The organism is Citrobacter sp. Cpo032 (assembly GCF_030332975.1).
Taxonomy (GTDB): Bacteria; Pseudomonadota; Gammaproteobacteria; order Enterobacterales; family Enterobacteriaceae; genus Citrobacter; species Citrobacter portucalensis.
Map to the genome: position 1 here is coordinate 25,532 of NZ_JAOWGU010000049.1, position 11,841 is coordinate 37,372.

The window sequence follows — 11,841 nt, forward strand, 5'->3', positions numbered from 1 at the left end:
TGAAAACAGATGAAAAAAAACCCCGCATAGCGGGGTTTTTTATAAGACGATAACTTAAGCCTGAGGCTGAGTTACAACGTCTTTGATGCCTTTAACTTCGATCTCAACACGACGATCCGGAGCCAGGCAGTCGATCAGTGCAGCGCGAGCTTTCACGTTGTCACAGGTGTTGCCAGTAACTGGGTTGGATTCACCCATGCCACGTGCAGAGATTTTGTCAGAAGGAATACCTTTAGAGATCAGGTAATCAACAACGGACTGAGCACGTTTCTCGGACAGACCCTGGTTGTAAGCGTCAGAACCGATGCGGTCAGTGAAGCCCAGAACCACTACGGAGCCGTCTTTCGGATCCAGGTTGCTCAGCTGGCTGTACATCTGGTCCAGAGCCTGCTGGCCTTCTGGTTTCAGAGTTGCTTTGTTGAAGTTGAACAGAACGTCAGACTTCAGAGTGAAGTGCTTGGTCTGTACTTCTGGAGCCGGAGCCGGAGCAACAACTACTGGAGCTGCTTCTTCCTGCTGGCCAAAACGGTAAGAAACACCAACGCTCAACAGACCGTTATCCGGACGACCGCCAACGGTGTTCGCGTCACCGATGTTGTTGGTCCACTGGTATTCCAGACGGGTAGCGATTTCAGGAGTAATTGCATACTCTACGCCACCAGCGAATACTGGGGATACACCAGTGTCGTGGTCTTTGAAGCCGCTGCTGCTTTTAGCGTCTGCACGCCAAACCATACCACCCAGACGAGTATAAACGTCCAGATCGTCAGTGATTGGGTAACCCAGTTTAGCGGTCAACTGAACGCCCTGAGCTTTGAAAGCGCCATTTTGATTGGTAGTGTCGGCAGTGCCTTTGTACGGCATACGACCTAACCAGTCATAACCCATTTCGAAACCAACGTACGGGTTAACCTGATAACCACCGAACGCACCGGCACCCAGTTGGCTTTCGTGGGTAGGCCCGGTGTTATTGATCTGGTTGTTGCCAATATCATGGTACTGAGACCAGCCCATTTTAGCACCAGCGTACCAGGTGTTATCTTTCGGAGCGGCCTGCGCCACGGTAGCGAAACCAGCCAGTGCCACTGCAATTGCGATAGCTGTCTTTTTCATTTTTTGCGCCTCGTTATCATCCAAAATTCGCCATGAATATCTCCGAAGAGAGATAACACGGTTAAATCCTTCACCCGGGGACCAGTTCAATAGTTACTCTACCGATATCTGCGGCTTACGCCGAGCACCCCTGGCGATGTAAAGTCTACAACGTAGTTGAAAACTTACAAGTGTGAAGTCCGTCAGGCATATGAAAAAAAAAGGCTTGTATACACAATATTTAACATTTATAGCTGAATAAATGTACTGAGGATATCCTGAAAACCGCTTCTGACAGGCGTTCAGACGAAAAACACATTACAGCTCAAAGGCAAATTGAGAGATGAAAAAAAATTCCAGGATAAATCCTAATTTTACTCAATGATACAAATTCGAGTGAATTTTTAGCCCGGAATGCTGTCTCCCCGCAAATGTCTGAGCGCGAACCGGACGCATGATAAATCCCATCGCATTACCTTCATCAGCCGCTTTGACAAGTTCGGCATGTTCATCTTCCGTTAATTCTTCCGCCAGCCAGCCAATGACAACACTGTAATTACCCGTGCGTAGTGCACGAATCATCGATTCCAGCGTATTGCAGGGGGAGAGCTGACTAATTTGCATGACTTTCGTCAATGGAAGTCCAGCTGACTGCACCCACTCCCGGCTTAATTTTTGCTGAGGCGTCAGCCACAGCTGCCAGCGAGATTGTTGCCCCAACTGTTGCAGCAGGGGAAGCAGCAGCAGTTGTGTCATCATGGGCTGGTCCTCGCGATAGACCACTTCACTGATAAGCCCAGCGGTTGCGTTCTCTGATGAAACGCGCGCAATGTTGCTTGATGTGGAAGAGAACGACGAAGAACGATTTGCATAGCCTGAAGTGTACATAATCAATCCAGCCCTGTGAGTTACTGTATGAATATACAGTAACTCTGCCTTCAACAAAGATCAACCTTATTTTCGGAAACAGGTTCGCAATTTTTAGTCGTCGTCATGGGAAAAATAAAATTCATCTTGCCCCATACGCATAAGTTGCCTATTTTCGTCATTAACGGATCCGCTACTGAAAATCATTTGCTTACGTTATGATTTAAAAAGGATTTTTATGAAAGAGCTTTCTTATGCAAGGATCTATAAATCGCAGGAATATCTGGCTTCTCTGGGGACAATTCACTATCGCTCACTGTTTGGTGGCTACAGTCTGACGGTTGGCGATACGGTCTTTGCCATGGTCGCTAATGGTGAGCTGTATCTTCGAGCCTGTGAGCAGAGCGCCCAGTATTGTGTACAAAATTCTCCTGTCTGGCTGACATTTATTAAGCGCGGACGTCCTCTTGTACTTAATTATTACCAGGTGAACGATGCTCTGTGGCAAAACCAGCAGCAGCTGGTGTCGTTATCGCGATATTCGTTGGATGCAGCGGTTAAGGAGAAACAAAGTCGCTTTGCCCAGCATCGTCTGCGGGAATTGCCGAATATGACGTTTCATCTGGAGACTCTGTTGAATGAAGCTGGAATTAAAGATGAGGGGACCATGCGATCGTTGGGAGCACAAATGTGCTGGCTGAAACTTAGGCAAAATAATCCGGCTCTGACGGTAAAAGTACTCTATGCCCTTGAAGGCGCGGTAGGGGGGATACATGAAGCCGCGCTCCCGGCGACGCGTCGCCAGGAGCTGGTGGAGTGGGTAAGTTCTCTTACGCCGGAACCGGGGTATTAGAAGGTAATATGGCAATTTGCTGCTGTAATCGCCGGATCTCCGGGAGCAGAGCAATCAATAACCCAACTTGCTGAACGACCAGAGGCTCTTTACTATCCGGGCGTGGTTCCAGGTGCTGAATTCGCTGCTTCAGCCCTTCTAACGCCTGGTATACGCGTTGCTCGTCAGCGGGTTGATGGTGAAGGGCATCATCAACATAGCAAACAGCGTCATCCAGCAATGCCAAAACGTCTGGATTGGTCAGCTGTTCGCGATGTGCGCCCAGCGCAGAAATATAGCTGGTAAACGTATGGTTGAGACACAGTAAACGGAACGCCGTTTCGCGCGTTTGGGCCGTGACATCAGGCTCGCTCGACATGTTTGACACCACGGAGGCGAGTTCAGCATCACGGTTATGCGCGTCACGGCGAGCGATACGGTAGGCCAGACGATTATCACGACCCTGATGATATTGTTCGAGAATTGCATCAAGGTAGCGGCAGTTAGCGTCAGTCGCCCGTTCAATTACCCGTGGTAGGTTACGAAAACGCCAGTCTGGCCAGATGAAACTGACAGCAGCCCAGGCGATAGCACAGCCAATTAGCGTATCGATGACACGCGGCAGCGCAACCTCAAAGCCTTCGCCGAGCAGGTTAAAGCACAGTAACACCAGCAGCGTGATAAACATGGTGGCGTGAGCATACTGGACGTTGCGAAAGGCAAAAAACAGTACACCAGTGATCACCAGGAGTATCAATTGCCCTTCGAGAGAGGGCACAAACCACAGGATCGGTAAACCAATGGCAATCCCAACCAACGTGCCGATAATCCTGAGCGCCAGGCGATGTCGGGTGGCGTTGTAGTTTGGCTGACAGACAAACAGGCTGGTCAGCAAGATCCAGTATCCGTGATTCATGCCGGTTATCTGGATAATGGCATAACCAACACAGAGCACTAACGACATGCGAACGGCATGGCGAAATAGAGCAGACTCAGGGGTGAAATTACGGCTCAGACGTAACCAGATATCACTGAATCCATGGGGACTGTCATCGGCAAGCTGATTTTCAGACTCATTGCGCGAGAGTACCTGAGCCTGTTCAGACTCTATGGTAGCAAGCTGCGCGTCGATTGCCCGTAGGTTTGACAGTAAAAAACCCAGCGTATTGAGCAGGTCGGCAGGTTCACCACTGGCACGCATGCGCTCAAGTGCGGCATCTATATGGGTGAAGGCGCGCTCAAAGTGCGGATCGTGCTGGTAAGGCGTGCGCAATAAAATACAGCGAGATAATTGTGAACAGGCTTGCCCTTGCATCGACATCAACCGCTGGAAACGGAACATCACATCGCTGTGACGGAAATGATCGCGTAGCGTTTGATACTGAATGTGTGAAGAGCTTGCGCGTTCATGAATATCCTGCGCCACAAAATAGTAATGTAGCGTGCGACGTGTTCCCCGTTGTCCACGGTCACCGCGCAGGCGGGTCAGCAGCGACACTTTAGTCTGATTCAGCGTTGCCATCAGTTGGCCATTCGCGAGAGCTAAATCATACAACGGTGCCTGGCTTTCATCTTCTATGTCGGGGTCAAAAAGACGCGATTTCAGTTCCAGGTAGTGCGCTAACTGTTCGTAGCTGCGTGCCAGATTGTCCTGTAAGGGGCGGATGGGGAACAGAAGATGTCCGGTGAGCGTCAGCAGGTTATACCAGATAGCGCCAGCGAGCAGCAGGATGGGTTGTTGATACCACTGATCGTAAAGCGAGGTGCCCAGCATCGTGTAAATGGCGATCAGCAATGCACCAAAAGCAATAGTTGCATAGCGCTGGCCTAGTCCCCCCAGCAGAATAAAGCCGCTGGTGGAAAGCGTTAAACCAATAGCAAACAGCCATGGCCATGGGAAGAGCAGTTCAACGGAGGCTGAGGCAATAAAAAAGCACACCAGTGTGATGATTAAATTGCGCAGTCGGCCTGCGAGACGATCGTCCAGATCGGTAAGTGCGGCAGCGACCATACCTAGCGTGAGTGGGATAGTCAGCTTGACGTCACCCAGCCACCAGGGTAGCGCCGTTGTGCCGCATAGCGCGATAAAAATCCGCACGTAGTACAGCCATGTGCTGTTCCAGGTATAGCGTTTGAGCAGAGGACTTAACATAAAGGCCATCGGTCCTGATTATTCAAAACGACGACGTGCATTGGCTTCACGCGCTGCACGGGCAACTTCTACTGAAACCACCCGGCGACCCACCGGCCAGAGCGCAATGGCAGCGATTTTAAAGTTCGCAATGCCAACCGGAATACCAATAATCGTTATGCACTGGGCAATACCAGAGATAATGTGCATCAGGCACAACCACCAGCCGAAGAAAATCAGCCAGAAAATATTGAGCACGGTGCCGCCGGTATTTAACAGGACGCTTTTACCGGCCGGATTCAGTTCATCGACATGAATCGCTTCGTTACCATAGGGAAACAGCGAAAGTCGGGTTATCTCCCAGCATGAACGGGTCAAGGGTAAAGTAAAAATAAGCACGACACTGACCAGTGTTGCCAGTAACCAGGCCAGGGTGGTGGCGAACCCCCCAAGCACAAAATTTAAAATATTCAGAACAGTACGCATAAACCCTCGGTTAACTCTGGTTTTCTGTGAATTCGGCAATTGTAACGTTTTTTTGGGCTGGAGCACGTTTTCTCTGGCGGTTACACTGATAAGCAAACCTCTTCGTGTGGATCCGCTTGAGTCTTATGGAACTGAAAGCAACTTCTCTTGGAAAACGTCTGGCACAACACCCTTACGATCGGGCCGTTATTCTCAATGCCGGGATTAAAGTTTCTGGCGATCGTCACGAGTATCTTATTCCCTTCAATCAGTTACTGGCTATTCATTGCAAACGCGGCCTGGTATGGGGCGAGCTGGAGTTTGTACTCCCGGATGAGAAGGTGGTTCGTCTTCACGGTACAGAGTGGGCGGAAACCCAGCGCTTCCATCATCATTTGAATGCGCTCTGGCAACAGTGGAGCCAGGAAATGAGTGACGTTGCTGCGGGGGTTTTACAGCAGCAATTGGATGCGATAGAAGCGCGTACTAGTGAAAGTAAATGGCTGACGCGCGAACAAACGTCAGGGCTGCAGCAGCAGATTCGCCGTGCCTATGCCGCGTTACCGCTCCCGGTTAATCGGCTGGAGGAATTTGAAAATTGCCGGGGGGCGTTACGTCAATGCCAGGCATGGTTGAAAGACATTGAAGCCTGCCGCTTACAGCACAATCAGGCGTACACCGATGCAATGCTGGAAGAGTATGCCGAGTTTTTCCAGCATATTGAATCTTCGCCGTTGAACCCTGCTCAGGCGCGCGCGGTGGTGAATGGTGAGCAATCATTGTTGGTACTTGCAGGTGCTGGAAGCGGTAAAACATCTGTGTTGGTTGCCCGGGCTGGTTGGTTGCTTGCACGAGGAGAAGCTGCACCAGAACAAATCCTGTTGCTGGCGTTTGGACGCAAAGCAGCCCAGGAGATGGATGACCGCATCCGTGAGCGTCTGCATACGGATGAGGTCACCGCACGGACGTTCCATTCACTCGCGTTGCACATTATTTCGCAAGGTAGCAAAAAAGTTCCAACGGTGAGCAAGCTTGAAAATGATGCTATCGCGCGCAACAAACTCTTTATAACAACCTGGCGTCAGCAGTGCAGTGAGAAAAAGGCTCAGGCTAAAGGTTGGCGACAATGGTTAGAAGAAGAAATGCAGTGGTCTGTACCCGAAGGTAACTTCTGGGATGACGAAAAATTACAGCGCCGTCTGGCTTCCCGGTTGGATCGCTGGGTTAGTTTGATGCGTATGCATGGCGGAGCACAGGCGGAGATGATTGCTAATGCTCCGGAGGAGATCCGTGATCTGTTCAGTAAACGCATAAAGCTAATGGCGCCGCTGCTCAAGGCCTGGAAGAGTGCCCTGAAGGATGAGAATGCCGTCGATTTCTCCGGGTTGATCCATCAGGCTATTGTCATTCTGGAGAAGGGGCGGTTTATCAGTCCGTGGAAACATATTCTGGTCGATGAATTTCAGGATATTTCCCCTCAGCGCGCCGCCCTGTTAGCCGCCTTGCGTAAGCAAAACTCGCAGACCACGCTGTTTGCCGTGGGAGATGACTGGCAGGCCATTTATCGGTTCAGCGGAGCACAGCTTTCTCTGACAACCGCATTCCAGCAAAATTTTGGTGAGGGCGATAGCTGTAATCTGGATACGACTTACCGTTTTAATAGCCGTATTGGCGAAGTCGCAAACCAGTTTATCCAACAAAACCCACACCAGCTCACAAAACCGCTGAACAGTCTGGCGACCGGTGATAAAAAAGCCGTCACGTTGCTCGACGAAAGCCAGTTAGATCTGTTGCTGGATAAGCTGTCGGGTTTTGTAAAAGCCGAAGAGAGAATTCTGGTGCTGGCGCGATACCATCATCTCAAACCTGCCAGCCTGGACAAAGCGGCCACCCGCTGGCCCAAGCTGCAGTTGGATTTTATGACTATTCATGCCAGCAAAGGGCAGCAGGCGGATTACGTCATTGTTATGGGGCTTCATGAAGGGAATGACGGTTTCCCGGCTCCGGCCCGCGAGTCGATTATGGAGGAGGCGTTACTCCCGGCTGTTGAAGATTTTCCTGATGCAGAAGAGAGACGGTTGCTGTATGTGGCGCTAACGCGTGCGCGGCATCGGGTATGGCTACTGTTTAGCAAAGACGCGCCATCATGCTTTGTTGATGAGCTTAAGCAATTAGACGTTCCGGTGACCCGGAAACCCTGAAAAGCAGGCGGCAGTTGCCGCCTGCTTAGCGTTTATTTGAGGCGTTCTGCAAGATAACGGGCGTAATCCGGGATCAGGATATCTGTTGCGTCGTTGAAGTTTGGCGACTGGATAATAAAATCAGCCGTTGACACGTTGGTGGCGACTGGAATGTTCCAGACCGTGGCCAGGCGTAGCAGGGCTTTGACATCAGGATCGTGGGGAACGGCGTTGAGCGGATCCCAGAAGAAAATCAGCACATCAATTTTCCCTTCTGAAATCAGCGCACCCACCTGCTGGTCACCCCCCATTGGGCCGCTCAGCATGGCGTTGACGTCCATTCCTGTCGCGCGTTGAATTAAGTTTCCTGTTGTTCCTGTTGCATACAGAACGTGTTTTTCCAGTAATGGCTGGTGGCGTTCAACCCAGCTCATCAACATCTTTTTGCAGTGATCGTGTGCGACCAACGCAATATGTTTCTGCGCTGGCAATGTGCGAGTCGTTAATTCCATAGTACAGCTCCCAAGTTAACCTTGTTACAGAGTACTGGAAGCACTTGACGCTGCAAGAGAAAGACAAAAAAAATGCGTATACGAACATAAATGTCACGATGGGGGTTGTTTCTCCGCCCATTGTAAGAAGTTACTTCGCGTTTGTGCGTCAGCCTGTTGAAACCAATATTTTAAGCGCTGCTCGGTCAGTGTTTGCGACTGAGGCGGCACGCGATCCAGTTCAGACACTCCGGAAAGCAGCGAACTGTCATCGGCCATCATCGTGGCAAATTGTGGTAAAGAAGCATGCTTAGCCGCTTTGTTATAGCGCTCTGTTTCCATTTCATAATCTACGATTTTTGCGGTGGACGTGATTGACAGAATATCCAGCTTAACCGGTATAGGCATGGAGTCCCCATCCAGCAGTTCTACGCGCGGGGCATCATCAAAATGCGTTGCATCCCGCTCGTTGCTCAGGCGTGGGAGGTGGAAATTAACCTGACTGACGAGTTGGGTATCAAAGCTGATGACCAACGGAGGCGAAATATACAGACGTTCTTCGTGGCTGGACAGGCGAATGGTTTTTTCTACGCGAAACACGAGCTGGTGCCGACCATTTTCCAGCTCAATACTGTCGGCACCACGCAGTAATGAGCTGGAGACTTTTTTTCCGTCCAGTACCAGAAGGTCAATATCATTGGACAGACGTAAAGAGGTAGCAAAAACGGTTGCCGGCAAACATAGGGCAATCAAGGCTGTCACAATGCCGGCTTTCATAGGTTTCTCCTGTCCAGAAAATATCTCTATAAGATGTATCTAAATTTTTCGATAATCATGTTTACTAACATATAGACATATTTTTGAGTTTAGCTCTCATGCGCCAGTATGGGATGAATGGTTGCAAAGTCAGGTTTGTCGTACACTTTGCTAAACAGCCTGGAGGAAAACGATGAAAGAGACCGATATTGCTGGCATTTTGACAACGACCCGTACGATTGCGCTGGTGGGGGCAAGCGATAAACCCGATCGTCCAAGCTATCGGGTGATGAAATATTTACTCGATCAGGGCTATCACGTTATTCCTGTTTCACCGAAGGTTGCCGGAAAAACGCTGCTGGGGCAGCAGGGTTATGCGACGCTGGCAGATGTACCAGAGAAAGTGGATATGGTAGATGTCTTCCGTAATTCTGAAGCGGCGTGGGGTGTTGCTCAGGAGGCAATTGCCATCGGAGCGAAGACGCTATGGATGCAGCTCGGCGTGATTAACGAGCAGGCAGCCGTGCTGGCTCGCGATGCAGGGATGACGGTGGTGATGGATCGCTGCCCGGCGATTGAGATCCCGCGGTTGGGACTGGCGAAGTAAGGCTGATCTGTAGCCGAACAAAACGCACAGGCCCGATTAGCGAATCGCCATCGGGCCTGTGTTAGCATCAATTGCGCAGGCGCGGGGCCTGAAGCTGTTTTCGAATTGTTCGCGCCAGTTCATCCATCGACGGTTGTTCCGGATGTTCTTCCTGTAGCTCACTACTCAGCTGTGCTTCGGCCAGATACGTATGCACTGGCAGACCATTATCGTCTTCCATCACCACGTGATACCAGGGAGCGGCGCGAAGTTCGTCGTTAACCGCCAACTCATCGGCTGACGGTTGATCAAGCGAATATTCCGGGTCGATATCCACGACCACTCCGAGGTAACCTAACAGGGAATGGCGGACCTGCTGGCCGATACCGAATTTGCTGGCAATCATAGTCACCTCCCGGGAAATAGATACCCTTTATGTAAGGGTAATATTCCACTTTTCAAGTTACATGATGCGACAGGCAAACCCTTTCAGATACAGCCCTTCCGGGTAGGTAGCGATCACCGGGTGATCGGCGGCCTGACGGAACTGCTCTATAAATTGTACATCACGACCAGCATCTATTGCGGCATCAGCGATGATTTTCTGAAATAAATCGGTGGTCATTAGCCCTGAGCAGGAGAAAGTCAGCAGCACACCGCCAGGATTGAGCAACTGAATAGCCAGCATATTGATGTCCTTATAGCCGCGGCAGGCACCCATCAACTGGCTTTTGTTTTCGACAAATTTCGGCGGATCCATCACGATGACGTCGAATTTCTCACCACGATCGCGATAAGCACGCAGAAGTTTGAACACATCATCACGCACGAACTCAGCTTTACTCAGATCCAGCTTGTTCAGTTCCACGTTCTGGCGGGCAATATCGAGCGCTTCCTGAGAGGTGTCAACGCTGACGACCTGACGGCATCCGCCCATTAATGCTGAGACCGCAAAGCCGCCGGTATAAGAGAAACAGTTCAGTACACGCTGATTTTCCACATAACGACGCGTGGCCAGGCGGCTGTCGCGTTGATCGAGGTAATAGCCGGTTTTGTGACCATGCTGAATATCAACCAGCAGCTTCATTCCGTGCTCTTCAATCGGCAGCAGGGCTGGCGGAAGCTCACCCGTTACTGGCCCTTGAGTCAGCTCCATACCTTCTTTTTTACGTACGGCCACATCGCTACGGTCATAAATGGCGCAGTCCGGGAAAACAATTTGCAGAGCGCTAATCAGCGCGGCGCGTTGGTATTCAGCCCCCGCACTGAGCAACTGCAACACCAGGAAGTTGCCGAAGCGGTCAATGGTGATGCCCGGAAGGCCATCGGATTCTCCGGCGATCAGACGGTAACTGTCCAGACCGTCTTTTTTCGCCAGCCAGTCACGCCATGTTTGCGCTTGTTGTAGACGACGGGTGAAGAAATCAATATCGATGGACTCAGACTTGTCGAAAGTCCAGACGCGTGCACGGATCTGCGACGCGGGTGAGTACGCGCCGCGTGCTAACCATTTACCCTGATGGTCAACAATATCGATGGTTTCACCGAGGTTGGCTTTACCTTCCATACGTGCGACAGCACCGGAAAATACCCACGGATGGCGGCGCAGTAATGATTTTTCGCGCCCTTTGGCTAACACTAAACGAGGATAATGTGGAATTGTAGATTCAGTCATGCGGAGCAACCTCTCACAAACAGTGACGCGGGCTGGAGTAAAGTACCAACCTGAAACCATTAAAATAAAATGGCGCGTAGAGTAGCACAGATGGTGAGGTCAATCATCAGGGTATGGCGTTGAGCGTTTCGGCACAAAACTCAATCACAGAGGCACAGTTTCTTTTATGCCCACCGTTTACATTGCTATTTCTTAATCAGAAAAAGGAAATGCAATGAAAGCTGTCTACTTTCTGGCTACCGCCGCCATTGTTGCGTTGAGTTTTAATACCTCTGCCGCCTCGACGTTTCGCCTCAACAGCACCGACATACCCGCTAACCTGAAGTTAACGCAAAAACAGGTGTTTAAGGGATTTGGCTGCAGTGGCGACAATATCTCCCCGCAACTGAGCTGGAAAAATCCGCCAGTTGATGCCAAAAGTTTTGCCATTACGCTGTTTGATCCTGATGCGCCAACGGGAAGCGGCTGGTGGCACTGGACCGTCGTAAATATTCCTGCTCAGATCCACACTCTTCCTGGCGGGGCCAGCATGGATAAGTTACCCGCTGGAGCAGTTCAGGGACGCAATGATTTCGGTTATGCTGGATTCGGTGGCGCCTGTCCACCGCCGGGCGATAAACCTCATCGCTATCAGTTTACCGTGTGGGCGTTAAATACAGACGAGTTGCCAATTGACAGTAACGCCAGCGGTGCCCTAGTCGGTTTTATGCTGAACAGCCACGTGATTGCTAAAGCTGAATTAACCGCCACTTACGCAAGAAAATAA

General features: G+C 50.7%; 12 protein-coding genes. 4 read left to right on the forward strand and 8 right to left on the reverse strand.

The window, feature by feature from the left end:
• Positions 1-54: 54 nt before the first annotated feature.
• Both ompA and sulA read right to left on the reverse strand, forming a co-directional pair.
• Positions 55-1,113: a porin OmpA gene (gene ompA / locus OGY33_RS18515; protein WP_079934917.1), complete on the reverse strand. Its 1,059-nt coding sequence runs from the start codon at positions 1,111-1,113 to the stop codon at positions 55-57.
• 357 nt (positions 1,114-1,470) lie between these two features.
• Positions 1,471-1,980 (reverse strand): SOS-induced cell division inhibitor SulA, encoded by a 510-nt coding sequence (sulA, locus tag OGY33_RS18520; protein WP_149607839.1) that lies wholly within the window; start codon positions 1,978-1,980, stop codon positions 1,471-1,473.
• A 217-nt stretch (positions 1,981-2,197) separates the two neighbouring features.
• Between sulA and OGY33_RS18525 the strand changes: the two genes are divergently transcribed.
• Complete coding sequence (locus tag OGY33_RS18525) at positions 2,198-2,812, forward strand: TfoX/Sxy family DNA transformation protein (RefSeq protein WP_003831996.1); 615 nt, start codon at positions 2,198-2,200, stop codon at positions 2,810-2,812.
• On the opposite strand, the gene yccS is transcribed toward OGY33_RS18525, so the two are convergent.
• Complete coding sequence (yccS, locus tag OGY33_RS18530; RefSeq protein WP_149607838.1) at positions 2,790-4,943, reverse strand: YccS family putative transporter; 2,154 nt, start codon at positions 4,941-4,943, stop codon at positions 2,790-2,792. The two genes, OGY33_RS18525 and yccS, sit on opposite strands and share 23 nt — an antisense overlap.
• An 18-nt stretch (positions 4,944-4,961) precedes the next feature.
• The gene (locus OGY33_RS18535) at positions 4,962-5,408 is read right to left on the reverse strand and encodes a YccF domain-containing protein (protein WP_003831998.1); all 447 of its coding nucleotides are present in this window, start codon (positions 5,406-5,408) and stop codon (positions 4,962-4,964) included.
• Between the two features lie 125 nt (positions 5,409-5,533).
• Here OGY33_RS18535 and helD point away from each other — a divergent pair, with 125 nt between their 5' ends.
• Positions 5,534-7,588 carry a DNA helicase IV gene (helD, locus tag OGY33_RS18540; protein ID WP_048214504.1) on the forward strand — a complete coding sequence of 685 codons (2,055 nt, stop codon included), beginning with the start codon at positions 5,534-5,536 and terminating at the stop codon, positions 7,586-7,588.
• Positions 7,589-7,620: 32 nt separating this feature from the next.
• On the opposite strand, the gene mgsA is transcribed toward helD, so the two are convergent.
• Both mgsA and csgI read right to left on the reverse strand, forming a co-directional pair.
• Positions 7,621-8,079: a methylglyoxal synthase gene (gene mgsA, locus OGY33_RS18545; RefSeq protein WP_003035897.1), complete on the reverse strand. Its 459-nt coding sequence runs from the start codon at positions 8,077-8,079 to the stop codon at positions 7,621-7,623.
• Between the two features lie 93 nt (positions 8,080-8,172).
• A complete protein-coding gene (gene csgI, locus OGY33_RS18550) occupies positions 8,173-8,835 on the reverse strand; it encodes a curli synthesis inhibitor (RefSeq protein ID WP_008784291.1) in 663 nt (220 codons plus the stop codon).
• A 172-nt stretch (positions 8,836-9,007) separates the two neighbouring features.
• On the opposite strand from csgI, the gene OGY33_RS18555 reads away from it, so the two are divergent.
• Positions 9,008-9,421 (forward strand): CoA-binding protein, encoded by a 414-nt coding sequence (locus tag OGY33_RS18555; RefSeq protein WP_032942909.1) that lies wholly within the window; start codon positions 9,008-9,010, stop codon positions 9,419-9,421.
• A 67-nt stretch (positions 9,422-9,488) separates the two neighbouring features.
• Here OGY33_RS18555 and hspQ read toward each other — a convergent pair whose 3' ends face one another.
• Both hspQ and rlmI read right to left on the reverse strand, forming a co-directional pair.
• On the reverse strand, positions 9,489-9,806 hold the full coding sequence (hspQ, locus tag OGY33_RS18560; protein ID WP_003035905.1) for a heat shock protein HspQ: 318 nt from the start codon (positions 9,804-9,806) through the stop codon (positions 9,489-9,491).
• A 57-nt stretch (positions 9,807-9,863) separates the two neighbouring features.
• Positions 9,864-11,075 (reverse strand): 23S rRNA (cytosine(1962)-C(5))-methyltransferase RlmI, encoded by a 1,212-nt coding sequence (gene rlmI / locus OGY33_RS18565; RefSeq protein WP_048227015.1) that lies wholly within the window; start codon positions 11,073-11,075, stop codon positions 9,864-9,866.
• A 214-nt stretch (positions 11,076-11,289) separates the two neighbouring features.
• On the opposite strand from rlmI, the gene OGY33_RS18570 reads away from it, so the two are divergent.
• On the forward strand, positions 11,290-11,841 hold the full coding sequence (locus OGY33_RS18570; protein WP_191238651.1) for a YbhB/YbcL family Raf kinase inhibitor-like protein: 552 nt from the start codon (positions 11,290-11,292) through the stop codon (positions 11,839-11,841).